Here is an 18,530-nt window from a genome sequence, read left to right on the forward strand (position 1 = left end):
CGTTGCCACCCGGGTAGCTTGTGCGCGAATCGACTCGAAAACTGGGGAATGCGAATGACCGGACCCACTCCGCCCGGCGGCGCGCAATGGCCGCCACGACCACCATGGCAACCACAGCAGGGCTTCCAGCAGGCGCGGCCCTACCCGCAACAACAGCCCTATCCGCAGAACCAGTACGGCCCCCCTCGGCAGGAACCGCCCAAGGGCAAGAAATTCCTCTTCTGGCTGGTCCCGCTGGTCGTGGTGGTCGTCGCCGCGGCCATCGTGATCCCGATCGCGCTGAGCGGAGGCGGGGATCCGAAGCAGGATCAGGCCGCCCAGCCCTCCGCCGTCCCCGGATCTCCCGGCGGGTCGCCGAAGAGCAAATGGGAACTGTCGGGCGCGAAGGACGTCCCGGAGTACAAGCACGGCATCACCACTTGGCTGCACGAAGACGACCTCGTCGTCGTCCGCGACAAGTACGTCGCCGCCTTCACCAGGGCGGACGGCAAACAGCGCTGGCTGGCCGAGGCGCCGGACGGCAAGATCTTCTGCGGCACCGGAGTCGAGCCGGTCGAGGGCAAGATCGTCCTCGCCTTCGGCAAGGCGAAGGCGGGCAGCGAAGACGGCAGCTGCGACAACGCCACCGTCCTCGATCTCAAGGACGGGAAGCTCGGCTGGCAGGTGCCGATGGCCATCCCGCAGAAGATGCCGGACCGGGTGGTCTCGGTGGAGGCCGTGGTCACGCAGATCATGGGTGACGTCGTGTTCGTCACCGCGGACCAGGGCTACGCGGCGCTCGACCTGGCCACCGGGGCGATCAAGTGGACGAAGACGTTCTCCCGCAAGGCCGACGGCGAGGACACCTGCGCCGGGCACGACATGCTGCCGCGGGACGGGAAGGCCGTCGTCGCCGTCTCCTGCCTCACCGGTGATTTCTCGGTCACCGTGATGCAGATCGACCCGGCGACCGGGAACGTCGAGCTGGAAGACAGCGTCCCCCACTCCGGCTACTCGATCTCCGGGATCGGCCTCCTGTCCGTGAAGCCCGTGCTGGCGTACGGCTCGAACACCGAGGAGGGCACGTACTTCGTCTTCGGCGACGACTTGAAGTTCAAGTCGAAGATCGACGGCGGCAAACCCAACTCCGAGGAGGAACTCGACGGCACCACCTCGCAGGGCTTCGGGCTCAGCACCTCGGGTACCGAACACCATCCGAGCGCCATCATCGTGGAAGGCGACACGTTCTACACGCCGACCAGGACGATCGGCGGACAGGTGAACGCGCTCGTCGCGGTGGAACTGAGCACGGGACGGCGCAAGTGGACGGCCTCGGTCCCGGAGGGCACGATCCAGGCGCCGATCAAGATCGTGGACGGCCAGATCCTCGCCCAGGTCGGCCCGGTCCACAACACCGGACCACAGCGGACGGTCAAGATCGCGGTCGCCGACGGGAAGGTGACACCGTTCCTGGAGGCACAGATCAGGAACTCCGAGCAGGACGAGACCGGGCCGATCCCGGGGTTCTTCCGGTACCTCTGGGCCGACGATCGCGTCTACGCCGTGGCGGGCAGGTGGTCGAAGCTCAGCGTGGACGTCTTCCTGGTCCAGGCCGGGTAGCAAGACGAAAGGACCCTCTTCGTCTCGGCGGAGAGGGTCCTTTCGTCGTTCCGGGCCTAGTCCAGCCAGGCGGCGGCTTCGGCGGCCCAGTAGGTCAGGATCATGTCCGCGCCCGCGCGGCGGATCGACGTCAGCACCTCGAGGATCGTGCGTTCGCGGTCGAGCCAGCCGTTCGCCGCGGCGGCCTCGATCATCGCGTACTCCCCCGAGATGTTGTACGCCGCGACGGGAACCGTCGACGTCTCGGCGGCGGCCCTGATGACGTCCAGATAGGACAGCGCCGGCTTGACCATGACCATGTCGGCGCCCTCGGCGATGTCCAGCTCGATCTCGCGCAGCGCCTCGCGGACGTTGCCCGAATCCTGCTGGTACGTCTTCCGGTCGCCCTTCAGCTGCGAATCGACGGCCTCGCGGAAGGGGCCGTAGAACGCGCTGGCGAACTTCGCCGAGTACGCGAGGATGCCGGTGTCGGTGCGTCCGGCGCGGTCGAGCGCGGCGCGGATGACGCCGACCTGGCCGTCCATCATTCCGCTGGGGCCGAGCAGATGCGCCCCCGCTTCCGCCTGCGCCAGACCCATCTCCGCGTACACGCGCAGGGTCGCGTCGTTGTCGACACCGCCGTCGGCGTCGAGGACGCCACAGTGGCCGTGGTCGGTGAACTCGTCGAGGCACGTGTCCGCCATCAGGACCGTCGCGTCGCCGAGTTCGGACCTCAGGTCGCGCAGGGCGACGTTGAGGATGCCGTCCGGGTCGATCGCGCCGGAGCCCTCGGCGTCCCGTGTTTTCGGGATGCCGAACAGCATCAGGCCGCCGACCCCGGCGTTGACCGCGTCGACGGCGGCTTTGCGCAGCGTGTCGCGGGTGTGCTGGACGACCCCGGGCATGCTGGAGATCGGGCGGGGCGCGTCGGCGCCCTCGGCCACGAACATCGGGAGGATCAGCTGGCGTGGGCGCAGCGTCGTCTCACCGACCAGCCTGCGCATCGCCGGAGTGGTACGGAGCCTGCGGGGACGATGTTCGGGAAACACCCTCACGACGGTACTCCCGCTCACTTGAGAGGTGGTGAACGGCCGAACCTTTCCTAAGGAACGGTAAAGAGTCACCTTTGTCCGATTCCCGTCCAGTGTGACGCGGGTTACCTTCCCCTGCATGTCGAGCTCAACGGTGACCGACCAACCGCAAGAACCGCCCGTCGGCTGGCGCGCACGGCTGCGCCAGGTCGGGCCAGGGATCATGGCCGCGGCGACCGGGGTCGGCGCGGGCGACCTCGTCGCGACGATGGTGGCCGGATCGCGCTTCGGGTACACGCTGCTGTGGGCGGTGCTCGTCGGCACGATCTTCAAACTCGCGCTGGCCGAAGCCGTCGGCCGCTGGCATCTGACCTCGGGCCGGACGATCCTGTCCGGCTGGCGGACGCTGGGGATCTGGGCGCTGATCTATTTCGGGATCTACACGGTGATCTGGGGTTTCGTCTACGGCGCGACCGCGATGTCCGCGTCAGGATTGCCGCTGAACGCGCTCTTCCCCGCGCTTTCGGTGCGGTACTGGGCGATGATCTGCGGCCTGCTCGGCTTCGCGCTGGTGTGGTTCGGGCGCTACGCGATCATCGAGAAACTGATGACGGTGCTCACCGGCGTCATGTTCGTGACCGTGGTCGGGACCGCGATCCTCGTCGTGCCGAACTTCGCCGCACTGTTCAAGGGCGCCGTCCCGACCTTGCCCGACGGCTCACTCGTCTACGTCCTCGGCCTGGTCGGCGGCGTCGGCGGCACGATCACCATGGCGGCGTACGGCTACTGGACGCTCGCGAAGGGCTGGCGTTCGTCGAAGTGGCTCCCGATGATGCGCACCGACAACGCCGTCGGCTACGTCATGACCGGCATCTTCGTGATCGCCATGCTGATCGTCGGCGCGGAACTGCTGATCGGCCAGAAGATCATCTCGGGCGACAAGGGCCTGCTGTTCCTCGGCGACACCCTCGCCGCGGATTACGGGCAATGGGCGCGGATCCCGTTCCTCATCGGCTTCTTCGCCGTTTCGTTCACGTCGGTGATCGGTGTGTGGCACGGCGTGAGCCTGCTCTTCGCCGACTGGTGGCGCATTCTGCGACTGCCCAAGGACGCGACGGAAAGCGTTGAAACGTATGAAAAGAAGGCCGGTGAGCGCAGTGCCGCGTACCGGGGATACGTGCTGTGGCTGACCTTCCCGCCGATGGCGTTGCTGTTCCTGGACCAGCCGTTCCAGCTCACCGTGATCTACGGCGTGCTGGGCGCGTTGTTCATGCCGTTCCTGGCCGCGACCCTGCTGGTGCTGCTGAACACTTCACGGGTGCCTCGGGAAGGGCGTTCACGGTGGCTGTCGAACGGGCTGCTGGGCGTATGCCTGGCGATGTTCGCGTATCTGGCGTACACGGAGGTCGTGAAGTTCTTCAGCTGAGGTTGGTGGGCGTCGTGAGTGATAAGTGTCGTTCTAACGCTCTTCACCACTCACGACCCCCACCCGGAACTGTCCTATGCAGACGTGCAGGGCCTACAGCGGAATGGGCTTCGTGGTGCACCCGCCGCCGCCACAGGCCGAAACGGTCAATTTCGTCTGGAAGGGCCCGGACTGCAGCACCAGGGTCTGCGTGTCGTCGTTGATGATGACGTTCTTGACTTCCGTGGTCGAACCGGAGAAGACGAACCGCGCGGTCAGCGTGTCGGAGGGCGAACTGTCGGAGACGGTCGCCACCACCCGGATCCGACCGCCGACGTTCTCGGCGGTCCCCCGCACACTCTGCACCGCGCACCCGAGCGGACTGCAGACCTCGAACGACGTGGACGGCGCCGCGGCGGCGGTACCCGCCAGACCGACCAAACCGAGCGCGAAAGCGCCGGCGGCGATACCGATCTTGGCGGCGTTGGCCAGAGATTTCATGATCACTCCCCAGTGATTGTCGGAATCACCGAGGCTACGGCCCACCGCGTCCCGCGCGGCGAAGTTTCAATCAGAACCGAAATAGCGACCCAAGTACGTGAAGGCCCCCTTCATTGCGTTAGGCGCAATGAAGGGGGCCTTCACGTACTTACCGATCGTCAGGAGCGGCGAGCCCGCTTCGCCTTGCGAGGCGGCGGGAGCGCGCCTTCGGCACGGAGCCGCGCGGCGTGCTCGGCGAGCGCGTCGACCAGGTGCGGGACGTCGGCCTTCTCGGGCTGGACGTCGACCCGCAGCCCGAACTCCACGGCGGTCTCCGCGGTCTTCGGGCCGATGCACGCGACCAGCGTGCGGGTGTGCGGCTTGCCGGCGATGCCGACGAGGTTCCGCACGGTCGAGGACGAGGTGAAGCAGACCGCGTCGAAACCGCCGGTCTTGATCATCTCGCGGGTCTCGGCGGGCGGCGGCGCGGCCCGGACGGTGCGGTACGCGGTCACGTCGTCGATCTCCCAGCCGCGTTCGCGCAGGCCTGCCGAAAGGGTCTCGGTGGCGATGTCCGCCCGCGGCAGCAGCACGCGGTCGACCGGGTCGAGGACGTCGTCGTACGGCGGGAACTCGGCGAGGAGACCCTCCGAGGACTGCTCGCCCTCCGGGATCAGCTCGGGGATGATGCCGAAGGAGCGGACCTTCGCGGCGGTCGATTCACCGACACAGGCGATCTTCACGCCGGAGAAGGCGCGGGCGTCAAGGCCGAACTCCTCGAACTTCTCCCACACCGCGCGGACGGCGTTGGTCGAGGTGAAGACGATCCACTGGTAGCGGCCGTCGACGAGCCCCTTGACCGAACGCTCCATCTGGGCGGGGCTGCGCGGCGGCTCGACCGAGATGGTCGGAACCTCGTGCGAGGTGGCGCCGTGGCCGCGAAGCCGCTCCGCCATCTCACCGGCCTGCTCCTTGGTGCGCGGCACCAGGACCTTCCAGCCGTACAGCGCGCGCGACTCCCACCACGACAGCTTCGAGCGCTGGCCGACGGCCTGGCCGATGGTCACGATGAGCGGGCCGACGAGCTCGCCCGCCTCGTTCGCGACGGTGGCCAGCGTGGTGTCCAGGGTGCGCTGGGTGTTGATGGTGCCGTTGGACGTCACCGCGACCGGGGTGGTCGGCGCCAGCCCGTGCTCGGTCAGCGCGGACGCGGCCTCGGCCAGGTGCGCCGACGTCGCGTGCAGCACGATCGGGCCGGGGGTGGCGGCCAGCGCGGCCCACTCGACGTCACCGCGGACGTCGACCTCGGTGTGCGTGCCACCGAGCGCGACACCGGCGTACGCCGGGACGGCCGCGCCGGGCGAGACGCCCGGGATGATGTCGAAGACGGCGCTGGTCCGGGAAACGGCCTGCACCTCGGCGACGACGGCGGGCTGGGTCAGCGGGTCACCGGCGATCAGCCGGAGCACCAGCCGTCCGGCCTTGGCCTCGTTCACCAGGTCCTTGGCGACCTCGGTGGCCTCGCCGACGGCGGGGCGCACTTCGGCACCTTCGGCGGCGAAGGCCAGGACGCCTGCTGGGACGTCCGGGTCGGTCACCACGACCTCGGCCTTGGCGAGCAGCTCCTGAGCGCGGACGGTCAGCAGACCGGCGTCACCGGGGCCCGAGCCCACGAAGGCGACACGCCCGGTGGTCTTACGCGCGGGGGTCATCTGTGCGTTCTCCTCTTGAGCGGCCGCAGTCGAGCGCGGCCCTACCTTCAACGTTCTGACTCACTGGGCGGGGCCGGACAGCGCGCCGGCCCCCAGGTCGAGCAGCTCGGCGGCCAGTGTCCGGCCGAGTTGTTCGGCTTCGTGCTTGTCGGCGAGCGCGGAAGCGCGCACCATGTCGACCGTGTCCCCGTCCTCTTCGACGGCGGCGGTGCCCCGCAGCGAGATCCGCTCGACGACCCGCCCTTCGGCGTCCAGGTCCTCGACGATCTCCGCGAGCGCTCCGACCGGTGCGCTGCACCCGGCTTCCAGCGCCGCGAGCAACGCCCGTTCGGCGGTCGCCACGGCACGGGTGCCTTCATCGTCCACTGTGGACCCGAGCAGGTGCTCGATGTCCACGTCCCCGGTCCGGCACTCCACCGCCAGCGCACCCTGTGCGGGCGCGGGCAGCATCTGGATCGGGTCGAGGGTCTCGGTGATCTCCTCCGCCCGGCCGATCCTGGCCAGTCCGGCACGCGCCAGGATGACGGCGTCCAGCTCTCCGTCGGTCACCTTGCGCATGCGGGTGTCGATATTGCCTCGGATCGGCACGATTTCCAAACCGAGACCGAGCGCGCGCAGCTGCGCGGTGCGTCGCGGCGAGCCGGTGCCGACGGTCGAACCGGGCGGGAGCTCGCCGAGAGTCAGCCCGTCACGGGCGATCAGCGCGTCACGCGGGTCCTCGCGGCGCGGCACGGCGGCGAGCGTGATACCGGGCTCCGGCTTCGTCGGCAGGTCCTTGTACGAGTGCACGATGACGTCGACTTCCTCGCGCAGCAAGGCTTCGCGCAGCGCGGAAGTGAAGACGCCGACCCCGATCGTCGGGATCGGCGCGGACGACTTGTCGCCGGGCGTCGTCACGGTGACGAGCTCGACCTCGGCCCCGGTGGCGCGCAGGGCGTCGGCGATGGTGCCGGTCTGCGCGAGGGCGAGTTTGCTGCCGCGTGTCCCGATGCGGATGACTCTGCTCACTGATGATCACTGTCTTTCGTAGCGGTGGGACTCGCCACCGCGGCGGGCGCCTGCGGGTCGAGACAGAACAGCTCGCGCAGCGCGTTGGCGTAATCGGTGTCGGCCGTCTCGGCGGCCAGCTGCTTGACCCGCACCGTCGGCGCGTGGAGCAGCTTGTCGACCACGCGGCGGACCGTGCGGCCGACCTCCTCGCGGACCCCGGGTTCGAGGTCCGGCAGGCGGTTGTCCAGCCGCAGCAGCTCGGCGTCGACCACCTCGGCCGCGCGGCGCCGCAGCGCCGTCACCGTCGGGGTGACCTCGGCGCTGCGCTGGCCGGCGAGGTACTCGCGCACCTCGTCGAGCACGATGCCGGTGGCCTTCGCGGTCTGCCGTTCCGTGGTCGGGGTGCCCGCATCCCGCATGCGGCGCTGGATGGTCTCGAGATCGACCACGGTGACGTCGGCCAGCTCGGCGACGTCGTGGTCGACGTCACGCGGGAGGCCGAGGTCGCAGACGACCAGCGGACGCCCGGCGCGGGCAGTGACGTGCGCGGCGGTGAAGACCGCGGCCTGCGCGCCGGTGCAGCAGACGACGACGTCCGCTTCGGCGACCGCGTCCGCGATGCCGCTCATCTGGACGGCCTTGGCGGGTACGCCCTGCTCGACGCTCGCGGCGGCGAGGCGGGCGGCCCTCGCCTCGGTGCGGTTGGCGATGGTGATCTCGCCGATGCCGGATTTGCGCAGCTGGGACGCGGTCAGCGCGCCCATCGAACCGGCGCCGACGATCAGCGCGTGCTTGCCCGCGATGTCACCCGCGGCGGCCAGCGCCTCGGAGACCACCGACGCGCCCAGCTGGTCGAGGCCGGTCTCGGTGTGGACGCGTTTGCCGACGCGGAGCGTGGTCTGGATCAGCTCGTGCAGCGTGCGGCCGACGGTGCCCGCCTCACGCGCGGTGGCGTACGAGGACCGGATCTGGCCGAGGATCTGCGTCTCGCCGACGACCATCGAGTCCAGCCCGGAGGTGACCGAGAACAGGTGCTCGATCGCGGCGCCCGCGTAGTGCACGTACAGCGAGTCGTAAAGGTCCGCGGGCTGCATCCCGGCCTGGCGGGCGAGCACGTCGGAGACGTCGTTCAGGCCGCCGTGGAAGGTCTCGACGACGGCGTAGACCTCGATGCGGTTGCAGGTCGAGACGAGGATCGCCTCGCTGACGTGCTCGGCCTGCTGCAGTTCGTGGAGCACCTTGGTCACGTCGGTCGCGGGGACCGCGACGCGTTCCAGGGTGCTCAGCTCGGCACTGCGGTGCGAGAGCCCGACCGCCAACACGCTCATTTCAGCGCACCACCATTCCGTTGCCGTGGCCGTTCACGCTGCCATTGTCGGCGCCCCCGGGGCCACCGTCTGCTCCGCCGTTGCCGTTAGCGGCCAGATCGGCGCGGCGAGCGACGTGGAACGACAGGATCTGCAGCTCGACCGCGAGATCGACCTTGCGCACCTCGATATGTGCCGGAACCTGCAGCACCACCGGGGCGAAATTCAGGATGCACTGCACGCCACCTGCGACGAGGCGGTCGCAGACCGACTGCGCGGCGGTGGGCGGAGTGGCGATGACGCCGATGGAGATCTGCCGTTCGGCGCAGACTTTGGGGATCTCGTCGAGATGCGAGACCGGGAGGCCGCCGACCGGGACGCCGACCAGGTCGGGGTCGAGGTCGAACAGCGCCTCGACCGGGAAACCGCGGCCGGGGAACCCGCCGTAGTTCGCCAGCGCGTGCCCGAGGTTGCCGATGCCGACCACGGCGACCTTGTGCTTACGGGTCAGGCCGAGGATCCGCTCGATCTGGCTGACCAGGACCTGGACGTCGTAGCCGACGCCGCGGGTGCCGTAGGAGCCGAGGTAGGACAGGTCCTTGCGCAGTTTCGCGGAGTTGACGCCCGCGGCCTGGGAAAGCTCCTCGCTGGAGATCGTCGTCGAGCCCTGCTCGGCCAGCCCGGAGAGGACACGGAGGTAGACGGCGAGGCGGGCGACGGCGGCTTCGGGGATCGACTTCGCGCGAACCGCTTCCGGTTCGGCGGTGGCCTCGACGGCGGGCATCTCCGCGGTGGGCGCGTTGTCGGCGTCCGGTGTCACCCGGGTGCGCCGGCCTCGTTGCGACACCACGCTTGTCCGCTCCTCTGGTCCTGCTGACGACATGAGTCGCCGAACCTGGAAATCGGCTCTTGACCCGCGGCGCTGAGTCCGGTTCGATGCCGGGCGCTTTCGGAGGCGACGTATCTACGGTAGCCACTTGTGAACGCAGGCACAAAGTCACTGGTAGGTGCTGTGGTCAGTCTCTCGTAGAGCTTCTAACGGCACCGGTGGACCGTCGCTACGGAAATGTTTCGTAGGGCGCCCTCCGCACCTGGGTGACGTGCAGCTCGGCCCCGGCGCCCTGCGAAAGGTTTCCGTCAGCGCGCGCTGAATGTCACCGTGTGCCAGCCGGTGGCGCCGTCCGGAACGGTTCCGGCCCGCTCCGGCGTCTGCGTGTAGCCCGACTGGTCCGTCGCCCGGACGGCGATCTCGTGCTGACCAGGGCCGACCTGCACCTCGGTCCACCACATCCGCCAGGTGTCCTTCGACGTCTCGGCGGACAGGACGGCTTCCTGCCACGGCCCTTGATCGACCCGGACCTCCACCTTCGCGACGCCGGTGTGCTGCGCCCACGCGGTCCCGGACACCACGACCTTGCCCGCGTTCACCGCCGAGCCGGGCGCGTCGATCCGCGACTGCGTCTTCACCGGCGCTTCCCTGGCCCAGCCGCGGCCGAGCCAATAGGCCTGGCGCTCCGCCCACGTGGTGATCTCCAGTTCGGTCACCCATTTCGTGGCGGACACGTAGCCGTAGAGCCCGGGGATCACGATCCGCGCGGGGAAGCCGTGCTCGATCGGGAGCGGTTCGCCGTCCATGCCGAGGGCGAGCATCGCGCCGCGTCGCGGGTCCAGGGCGGCTTCGACCGGGGTGCCGCAGGTCCAGCCGTCGACACTGGTCGCGAACATCTGCTCGGCGCCGGGTTTCACGCCCGCTTCGATCAGCAGGTCGCGCAGGTCGATGCCGATCCAGCGGGCGTTGGAGATGTACGGCCCGCCGACCTCGTTGGAGACGCAGCACAGGGTGACGTCGCGTTCGATCAGCGGCCGCGAGCGCAGATCTTCATACCTGTAGGTGACTTCGCGGTCGACCATCCCGCGGATCTGCAAGCTCCAGTCCTCGGTGCGGACCTGCGGGACCACCAGCGCCGTGTCGATCCGATAGAAATCCTTCGAAGGAGTGATGTACGGCGGGGTGCCGAGCTTCGCGAAGTCCGCGTCGGGCGGGATCGGCGGCGCGGTCCTCGCAGCGACGAGCCTGCCGACCGCGGCACGCGACTCCTCGGCGTTCTTCCTGGTCCCGACGATCTGGCCGGTCAGCGCGGCGACGCCCGCCCCCGCTGCGACCGAAGCGCCCGTGATCAGCACCTTCCGCCGGTCCGGGCCTTCGCCTTCACGGTCGTCGAAGAACACCTTCGGGCGGAAGAACGAGTGCAGCCGGGTGAACACGACGAGCGCGACGACGGTGGCGATCACCGGCGCGAGCAGCGCGATCTGCCCGAGGTCGGTCCGCACGAAGACGGCCGCGACGCCCGCCGCGCCGAGGACGCCGACGATCACCTGGCCCGGGACCGGGTTGCGGCGCGAGAGCTGCCCGGCGAGCAGCGCGAACAGCACCAGTACGACGGCGAGGCCGATCTTGAGGACGAACTTGTCCCAGGTCTCCAGCGTCCGCTCGGCCCAGGCGACCACCGCGTGCGGGCTGTGGTCGATGACGAAGTTCGCGACGGCGACGAACGGCGAGGCCGTGTACCCGACGAAGCCCGCGACGAGATGCCCCACGCCGAGCGCGGCCACCAGCGACAGAAGGCCGGTCAGCGCGGCTTGCGAAAGGGTGAGCCTGCGTTCGTCGTCCACGACTCCATCTTCGCCACGGATACGCCCGGACGTCGGCCGATCGCCCTTACGAGACTGTTACGCCGATTAGCGGAGCTGAAGATGGACCTGAGGACGCGACCGACGTGTGAACCCGCCATGGCCGAAGGCCCCGCGATCGCGGACGCGGGTTCACCTTCAGACACTCACGCCAGCGCCTCCCGGAGCCTGTCCTCTTCCACACGCCAGTAGCCGTGCTCGGCGTCGTCGACGAGGATCACCGGCACGCGGTCGCCGTATTCGGCCCGCCATTCGGGGTCGCTGTCGACGTCCTCCGCCGACCAGGCGACGCCCAGCTCGCCGCAGATCCGCTCGATGTCCTGCTCCGCGACCTCGCACAGGTGGCAACCCGTGCGGGTCATGACGGTCACGTGGTGGGCCATGACCCCATCCTTACCTGAGGCGCATTCTGCGCAGCTTCCCGGTGGCGGAATGCGGCAGCGACTCGGCGAACTCGACGGTGTGCGGCACCTTGTACCCGGCCAGGTGCTCCGCGCAGTGCTCGACGACCTGCTGCTCCGAAAGCGAAGCGCCGGGCGCGGGAACGACGACGGCCTTCACCGCTTCGCCGGTCCGCTCGTCGACAACCCCGACGACGCCCGCCTCGACGACCTCGTCCAGCATCGAGATCACGTTCTCGACCTCGTGCGGGAAGACGTTGAAACCGTTGACGATGATCAGGTCGTTGGCCCGGTCCACCAGGTGCAGGTCGCCGTCGGTGTCGAGGTAGCCGACGTCACCGGTGCGGAACCAGCCGTCCTCGTCGGGACCGTGGGAGCCGTCGGGCCAGTAACCGGAGAACAGGTTCGCGCCGCGGATCGACACCAGGCCGGTGCCGCCGTCCTCGTCGAAGGCGTCGCCGAGGTCGTCCGGGTCCAGCGGGACGGGCTCCGCGTCGCCGTCGCTGTCGACCAGGCGGAGCTCGACGCCGGGCAGCGGCCGCCCGACCGAACCCGGCTTCGGATAACCGGTGACCAGCGTCGTGGTGACCACCGGCGCGCATTCGGTGAGGCCGTAGCCCTCGTAGACGTCGAGGCCGGTGGCGCCGCGGAGGGCTGTGAGGATCTTGGGGTGCAGCGGCGCCGCGCCCGACGTCATCCGCCGGACGGTGGACAGGCCCTGCCCGAGTTCCTCGGGGTCCATCGCGGCGAATTCGGCGTACATCGCGGGCACGCCGGCGATCGACGTCACCCGGTATTCGGCGCAGTCGGCCAGCGTGCGCTCCGCGAGGAACCGTTCGGACAGGATCGCCGTCGCGCCGACCGCCGTGGTCTGCAGCAGACCGGGGCCGAGGCCGTAGACGTGGAACAACGGGATGGTGATGAGCACGCGATCGCCGTGTACGAGCGGTGTGGGGACGATCCGGCTCAGCTGATCGAGGTTCGCCAGCAGTGCCCGGTGCGACAGCATCACGCCGCGCGGCGGGCCCGTCGTGCCGGAGGTGTACGAGATGACCGCTATGTCCTCCCCGGCTCCGGACTCGTCGACCGGCTCGGCTGCTCCATCCGAGGTAACAGGGGGTGAGAGGCTTGTCACTCCGCCGGGGAGTTCTTCGGTGACTTCGCGTTCGAGGACGAGCCGTGCGCCGCTGTGCTCCAGCAGCCCGTTCAGCTCCGCCGCCGGACCCTGCGGCGAGATCGGCACGACCACCGCGCCCGCCCGGAGCGCCCCGAACAACGAGACGGCGAACGCGGCCGACGTCGGCAGCCGCAGCGCCACCCGGTCGCCGCGCTCGATTCCCGCGTCGAGCAGGGCGCGGGCCAGCGAGTGGGCGGCGTTGTCGAGTTCCGACCAGGTCAGCGCGACCCCGCCGCCGGTCTCGTGGACGGCCGCCTTGCCGGGCCACTGACGGGCGGCCTCGGCGAGCAAAGTGGGCACGCTTCCTTCGGCAACCTGCTCCGCGCTCAACTGCGAACCTCTTCCCTCGGTGAACGGCGTTGTCAGTTTGTCATCTCGGCCACCGTCATGGGGGTCACTCGCTTTCGTCGCAGTTCCGTAACCCCGCCACCGCTACCTACTTCGCGGTAACTACACGTATGCTGCTGGGCGTCGTCGAGTGGTGTTGATCACTCGATGGTGAGAAAGGGAGTCCGGACGTGCAGATCTTGCAGGCCCACGCGGCGGTGGGACATGCGGGCCGGTACTCCCTGTCCGGAACGGGAGGTGCACCGTGACCCTTCCCGCGCCGCATCCCGTCTCCATGGTGGCGGGCCATATCCTCCGCCGGAGTGGCTTCCCCGCGGCGCCGTCGTCCCGGCCCAAGGTCGAGGAAAACGACGCCGCCGCCGAAGCCGCGAAGGCCGAGGCATGGGACCTGGTCAGCGCCGCCCAGGGCGGTGACACCTCCGCTTTCGGGCGGCTCTACGACCGCTACGTCGACGTCGTCTACCGCTACGTCCTGTTCCGCCTCGGCGACCGCGACCTCGCCGAGGACGTCACCAGCGAGACGTTCCTCCGCGCGCTTCGCCGCATCACGTCGGTGAGCTACCAGGGGCGTGACGTCGGCGCCTGGTTCGTCACCATCGCGCGCAACATCATCCTCGACCACGTGAAGTCGAGCCGGTTCCGCCTCGAGGTGGTCACCGACGAGGTGGCCGAGCCCACTGGGGCGCCGATCGGGAACGTCGGCGTGCAGGCGGTCGCGGGGCCCGAACAGCAGGCCATCAGCCGCGCCACCCGAGCCGAACTGCTGCGCTGCGTCGCCGAACTCGGCGAGGATCAGCGCGAGTGCATCGTGCTGCGGTTCATGCAGGGGCTCTCGGTCGCCGAGACCGCGGCGATCATGAAGCGCAACGAGGGCGCCATCAAGGCCCTTCAGCACCGCGCGGTACGCCGTTTGGCACAACTTCTGCCCACCGGATTGCGTTAAAGTCCCATATTTATGCCTCACCCGGCCTTGCCGTAACCCTTGGGCGTCCCCGCTCGTTTTCACTGCCAGACCGGTGTCAGGACCGGGCTGAGCAGATGGAGACTTCGCCGTGGGCGTGCCGGGATGGTTCGCGCGGGAGCGGGCGGACGGTGACCGCTTCGCCGATCTTGTCGACGGCTCCGCGTCCCCGGAGGACGACGAGTTCGCACGTGAACTCGCCCTTGTCGGCGGTTTGCGCGAGCTGGGCGCGGGCGGCGCTCCCGACGCGGAGACCCGGCAGCGGATCCGTGACGAGATCGCCGGGCGGCTCGCCGAGGCCGAAGCCGCGCCCAAGCGTCGTGGGCACCTCGTCGCCAACCTCGCCGCGGCCGCCGTCGCACTCGTGCTGACGCTGGGCGGCATCACCCTGCTGCTGTCCAAGGACGCGTTGCCGGGCGATCCGCTGTACGGCATCAAACGCGCGGGTGAATCGGCCGCGCTCGGGCTCACCTTCGACGAACAGGACAAGGCGAAGAAGCATCTGGAGTTCGCCGCGAGCCGCGTCGGCGAGCTCGACGAACTGACGCGGCAGGGCGCGCACACCGACGCCTACTTCACCGGCCTCACCGATTTCGAGACGGATCTGCGCGCCGGTGTCTCACGGCTCACCGCGCTCGTCACCGATCAGGGTGGCCAGACCCGGCTCGCCGAACTCCGCACCTGGGCGCGGAACCAGTCCGACCGGCTCGGTCTCCAGGTCGAGCACGCGCCCGCCGAGGCACGCGACAAGTTCTCCGCGGCCCGCGCGCTGCTCGACAAGGTCCAGGAGCGCACGACGGATCTCGGCTCGCGACTGGTCTGCTACACGATCACCACGGGCTCGTCCGACGATCTGGGCGCGGTCCCGGCCGCCGGTGACTGCGTCCGCGACCCCGATTCCCCCCACGCGGTCCTGCCGCCGCCGGTGACGTCTTCCCCGCCGTCGTCGGCACCGACCGGGTCACCGGCGCCGGTGTCCTCCGCGCCGCCGTCGTCCGCCGTGGACACCGCGGCCCCGACCGGGCCGATCGCGCCGCCGACCGGAGGCACGCCGCCGCCCGTGGCGCCCGTCCCCGGCCCGACGAACCTGCCGCCGCTACCGACGACCACCACCACGCCGAAGCCGCCGCTGCTTTCGATTCCGCCGCTCATTCCGGGATTACCGCCGATAACCATCGGCTGACTCGCTGTCACGTGAGGCAGGCACCACACCCGGGACACCGTGCTCGGCCGCTCGCTACGCTGTGCACAGGCACCTGGGATTCCGGAGGCGGTGTGCGTGTCAGTTTGGCGGGGCAAGGATAAGAGTCAAGAGCTCGAACGACTGGCCGAGCTGGCGGGCGAGGCGTCGGCCGAGGCCGCCATGGCGACCGCGTCCGCCGAAGCGCTCGAACCGCCCGCACCGCCCGCTCCGCCGGACCTGACGGCGGCCGCGTTCTTCGACGTCGACAACACCATGATGATGGGCGCGTCGATCTTCTACTTCGCCCGAGGCCTGGCCGCGCGCAAGTTCTTCACGTCCGCCGATCTGGCCGGATTCGTCTGGCAGCAGGTGAAATTCCGGCTCGGCGGCCGGGAGAACAAAGAGGACATCAAAACCCACCGCGAGCGCGCACTGTCCTTTGTGGCCGGCCGCACCGTGCAGGAACTGACCGACATCAGCGAAGAGATCTACGACGAGCTGATGTCGGACAAGATCTGGTCCGGCACCAGGGCACTCGCGCAGATGCACCTCGACGCCGGCCAGCGCGTCTGGCTCGTCACCGCCACCCCGATCGAGCTCGCGGCCATCATCTCGCGGCGCCTCGGCCTCACCGGCGCGCTGGGCACCGTCGCGGAGACCAAGGACGGCGTCTACACCGGCCGTCTCGTCGGAGACCTGCTGCACGGCCGGGCGAAAGCCCACGCCGTCCGGGCGCTCGCGTCACGCGAAGGGCTGAATCTCAAGCGCTGCACGGCGTATTCGGACTCGCAGAACGACGTTCCGATGCTGTCCGTCGTCGGGACCGCGGTCGCGGTGAACCCGGACGGCGGACTTCGCGACGTCGCGCGGGCGCGCGGCTGGGAGATCCGCGATTTCCGGACCGGACGGAAGGCCGCGAAGATCGGCGTGCCTTCGGTGCTCGGTGTCGGTGCCGTGGCCGGTGCCGTCGCGGCCGGGATGGCGTACCGGAAGCGCTGACCCGACCCCCTGAGCAATTAGTCACCTACTTGCGCCGATCGCGGCCGCGCGTGAGCACGTGCGCACGCAAGTAGGTGACTAATCGCGGAGGGCTCTAGCCCTTGAACACGCTCTTCCGCTGCGAAAGGCGTTTGTACAGCGACTGCTGGATCGACTCCCGGACCTGGTCGGTCAGGGTGAACACCAGCATCGGGTCGTCGACCGCGTCCGCGTCGTAGGTGTCCGTGCGGATGGGCTCGCCGAACTCGATGCTCCACTTCGTCGGCAGCGGGATCGCGCCGAGCGGGCCGAGCAGCGGGAAGAGCGGCGTCACCGGGAAGTACGGCAGGCCGAGCAGACGCGCGAGGAGCTTGATGTCGCCGATCTTCGGGTAGATCTCCTCCGCGCCGACGACCGACACGGGGATGATCGGCACGCCGGTCCGCAGCGCGGCCGAGACGAAACCACCGCGGCCGAACCGCTGCAGTTTGTACCGTGACGAGAACGGTTTCCCGATCCCCTTGAATCCTTCCGGCCAGACGCCGACGAGTTCTCCCTTGCGCAGCAAGCGTTCCGCGTCGGCGTTGCAGGCGAGGGTCTGCCCGGACTTGCGGGCGAAGGAGCCGACCAGCGGTACCTGGAACACCAGATCCGCGCCGAGGCCGCGCAGATGCCTGCCGCCGGGGACGTGGTCGTGCACGGCGACGGCGGTCATCAGCGCGTCGAGCGGCAACGTGCCGGAGTGGTTCGACACCAGCAGCGCGCCGCCGTCGGCGGGCAGGTTCTCGACGCCGAAGGTGTCGACGCGGAACCACTTCTCGTACAGCGCGCGGAGCGGGGGCAACAGCAGGGTCTCGGTGAGCTCGGCGTCGAAGCCGAATTCGTCGACGGTGTAGTCACCGGTCAACCGGTCACGCAGGAACCCCAGCGCCGTCCTGAGCGAGGCCGGGAGGAGCTCCGCGTCGGCCGGACGGGTCTTGGCGGGCGCGACGCGCGCCGCCCCCGGGAATTCGACGACGGGCGCGTCCGCCCGGCGCTCCTGCTCCAGATGTTCTTGCGCCTCTTCCGACTCGCGAAGATCCCGTTCCGCTTGGACGGCCGGGTCCGGCTTCTCTCTGCCGGGGCCGTGCAACGGGATGACCTGCGCTTCAGCGCCGCTCACGTTTTCCGCCTCGCCTTCTTGAGAGTTCTCGTATGGCCTGCTCACCGGCGCGCCGCCTGTCCGGTCGCCGCGGCCACCAGCACCTTGCTCGCGAACCCGGCCAGCCTGCCGCCATCCACCACGGGCCGGAGCCCGCGGCCGGTGATGTAGTCGTCGAACGCTTCCCGCGTCGTCCAGCGCGGGGTGTAGCCGAAATCCTTCTTGAGCTTCGTGATGTCCACGACGCGGCCGAAGTTCAACAGCCGCACCTGGTCGGCGGAGAAGTCGACCACGCGGGCTCCGCGCAGCACCTTGCCCACCGACGGCACGACACCGCTGGGCATCGGCAGTCCGACGCGGCCTGCCCGCCGGATGGCCTGAGACAGGGTGAGTACCCCCTCCGAGCCGACATTGAACACGCCGGGTTTGTCTTCCAGCGTCGCCTGTTCGAACACGGACAGCGCGTCCGAAGCGTGCAGCAGCTGGATTCGCGCGTCGTAGCCGAAGACGGTGGGGACGACCGGCAGCGCGAAGTAGCGCGAAAGCACGGTGTCGATCTCGGGGCTGATGATGTTGGCGAACCGGAACAGCGTCGTCGTGATGTCGGGACGGCGGCGCAGGAGACCGCGGACGTAGCCCTCCATCTCGACGGCGTCCTTCACGTAACCGCTGGTCGAGGTGGGGATGAGTTCGGAATCCTCGGTGAAGACGGCCTGCGAGCGCGCGCCGGCGCCGTAGACGGCGGCCGTCGACTTCACCACGAGCTTGCGCACGAGCGGCGAGCGCTGGCAGGCCGCCAAGAGCCGCATCGTGCCGATGACGTTGACCTCTTTGATCGCCGTGCGGCGAGCGGGACCTGCCGGATGCGCGGTGCACGACGCGTGCACCACGGTGTCGACCTTGGCCGTGCTGATCACCTTGGCGATCAGCGGGTTGCGGATGTCGGCACGGACGTATTCGGCGTGGCCCATGCGTTGCAGGACCGACTTCCGCGGGGGCGTGGTGTCGACGCCGATCACCCGCTCGAACTCCGGATTGTTGCCGAGTCTGGCGAGCAGCTTCCCGCCAAGGTCTCCCCCGACCCCGGTCACGAGCACGATGTTCGACGGCATAGGACTCCCTGCGGCTTTGGGCGGTTCTCGGACTT

General features: G+C 69.3%; 16 protein-coding genes. 5 read left to right on the forward strand and 11 right to left on the reverse strand.

Annotated features, from left to right (window positions below; all coding sequences use genetic code 11):
- Window positions 1-54: 54 nt before the first annotated feature.
- Complete coding sequence (locus BLW75_RS21540; RefSeq protein ID WP_034310613.1) at window positions 55-1,599, forward strand: outer membrane protein assembly factor BamB family protein; 1,545 nt, start codon at window positions 55-57, stop codon at window positions 1,597-1,599.
- A 56-nt stretch (window positions 1,600-1,655) separates the two neighbouring features.
- Here BLW75_RS21540 and hemB read toward each other — a convergent pair whose 3' ends face one another.
- Entirely contained in the window at window positions 1,656-2,627 is a 972-nt protein-coding gene (hemB, locus tag BLW75_RS21545) for a porphobilinogen synthase (protein WP_091599879.1), read from the reverse strand.
- A 121-nt stretch (window positions 2,628-2,748) separates the two neighbouring features.
- On the opposite strand from hemB, the gene BLW75_RS21550 reads away from it, so the two are divergent.
- Window positions 2,749-4,035 (forward strand): Nramp family divalent metal transporter, encoded by a 1,287-nt coding sequence (locus BLW75_RS21550; RefSeq protein ID WP_034310609.1) that lies wholly within the window; start codon window positions 2,749-2,751, stop codon window positions 4,033-4,035.
- A gap of 93 nt (window positions 4,036-4,128) precedes the next feature.
- Here BLW75_RS21550 and BLW75_RS21555 read toward each other — a convergent pair whose 3' ends face one another.
- The 8 genes from BLW75_RS21555 to BLW75_RS21590 all read right to left on the reverse strand — a co-directional run bounded on the left by BLW75_RS21555 (window position 4,129) and on the right by BLW75_RS21590 (window position 13,072).
- Complete coding sequence (locus BLW75_RS21555; protein ID WP_091598028.1) at window positions 4,129-4,515, reverse strand: hypothetical protein; 387 nt, start codon at window positions 4,513-4,515, stop codon at window positions 4,129-4,131.
- Between the two features lie 158 nt (window positions 4,516-4,673).
- The gene (locus tag BLW75_RS21560; RefSeq protein WP_034310603.1) at window positions 4,674-6,206 is read right to left on the reverse strand and encodes a bifunctional uroporphyrinogen-III C-methyltransferase/uroporphyrinogen-III synthase; all 1,533 of its coding nucleotides are present in this window, start codon (window positions 6,204-6,206) and stop codon (window positions 4,674-4,676) included.
- Window positions 6,207-6,266: 60 nt separating this feature from the next.
- Window positions 6,267-7,214, reverse strand: coding sequence for a hydroxymethylbilane synthase (gene hemC / locus BLW75_RS21565; RefSeq protein WP_034310599.1), 948 nt, complete (start codon window positions 7,212-7,214; stop codon window positions 6,267-6,269).
- Window positions 7,211-8,524: a glutamyl-tRNA reductase gene (locus tag BLW75_RS21570; protein ID WP_034310596.1), complete on the reverse strand. Its 1,314-nt coding sequence runs from the start codon at window positions 8,522-8,524 to the stop codon at window positions 7,211-7,213. Before BLW75_RS21570 ends, hemC begins: the two co-directional genes overlap by 4 nt.
- 1 nt (window position 8,525) lies before the next feature.
- Window positions 8,526-9,353 (reverse strand): redox-sensing transcriptional repressor Rex, encoded by an 828-nt coding sequence (locus BLW75_RS21575; protein WP_395766712.1) that lies wholly within the window; start codon window positions 9,351-9,353, stop codon window positions 8,526-8,528.
- Window positions 9,354-9,640: 287 nt separating this feature from the next.
- Window positions 9,641-11,176: a molybdopterin-dependent oxidoreductase gene (locus BLW75_RS21580; RefSeq protein ID WP_034310591.1), complete on the reverse strand. Its 1,536-nt coding sequence runs from the start codon at window positions 11,174-11,176 to the stop codon at window positions 9,641-9,643.
- 164 nt (window positions 11,177-11,340) lie between these two features.
- On the reverse strand, window positions 11,341-11,577 hold the full coding sequence (locus BLW75_RS21585) for a glutaredoxin family protein (RefSeq protein WP_034310588.1): 237 nt from the start codon (window positions 11,575-11,577) through the stop codon (window positions 11,341-11,343).
- Between the two features lie 10 nt (window positions 11,578-11,587).
- Window positions 11,588-13,072 carry an AMP-binding protein gene (locus BLW75_RS21590; protein ID WP_091598031.1) on the reverse strand — a complete coding sequence of 495 codons (1,485 nt, stop codon included), beginning with the start codon at window positions 13,070-13,072 and terminating at the stop codon, window positions 11,588-11,590.
- A 292-nt stretch (window positions 13,073-13,364) separates the two neighbouring features.
- On the opposite strand from BLW75_RS21590, the gene BLW75_RS21595 reads away from it, so the two are divergent.
- The 3 genes from BLW75_RS21595 (at window position 13,365) to BLW75_RS21605 (ending at window position 16,263) form a co-directional block, all read left to right on the forward strand.
- Window positions 13,365-14,063 (forward strand): sigma-70 family RNA polymerase sigma factor, encoded by a 699-nt coding sequence (locus BLW75_RS21595; protein WP_034310584.1) that lies wholly within the window; start codon window positions 13,365-13,367, stop codon window positions 14,061-14,063.
- 109 nt (window positions 14,064-14,172) lie between these two features.
- Window positions 14,173-15,264 carry a DUF5667 domain-containing protein gene (locus tag BLW75_RS21600; protein WP_034310582.1) on the forward strand — a complete coding sequence of 364 codons (1,092 nt, stop codon included), beginning with the start codon at window positions 14,173-14,175 and terminating at the stop codon, window positions 15,262-15,264.
- Window positions 15,265-15,360: 96 nt separating this feature from the next.
- Window positions 15,361-16,263, forward strand: coding sequence for an HAD family hydrolase (locus BLW75_RS21605; protein WP_034310580.1), 903 nt, complete (start codon window positions 15,361-15,363; stop codon window positions 16,261-16,263).
- Window positions 16,264-16,357: 94 nt separating this feature from the next.
- Here the strand turns inward: BLW75_RS21605 and BLW75_RS21610 are convergent, their stop codons facing one another.
- Window positions 16,358-17,449, reverse strand: a complete 1,092-nt coding sequence (locus tag BLW75_RS21610) for a lysophospholipid acyltransferase family protein (protein WP_034310577.1) — start codon at window positions 17,447-17,449, stop codon at window positions 16,358-16,360.
- A complete protein-coding gene (locus tag BLW75_RS21615) occupies window positions 17,446-18,495 on the reverse strand; it encodes an NAD-dependent epimerase/dehydratase family protein (RefSeq protein WP_034310575.1) in 1,050 nt (349 codons plus the stop codon). Before BLW75_RS21615 ends, BLW75_RS21610 begins: the two co-directional genes overlap by 4 nt.
- Window positions 18,496-18,530 lie beyond the last annotated feature (35 nt).

Source organism: Amycolatopsis lurida (assembly GCF_900105055.1).
Lineage (GTDB): Bacteria > Actinomycetota > Actinomycetes > Mycobacteriales > Pseudonocardiaceae > Amycolatopsis > Amycolatopsis lurida.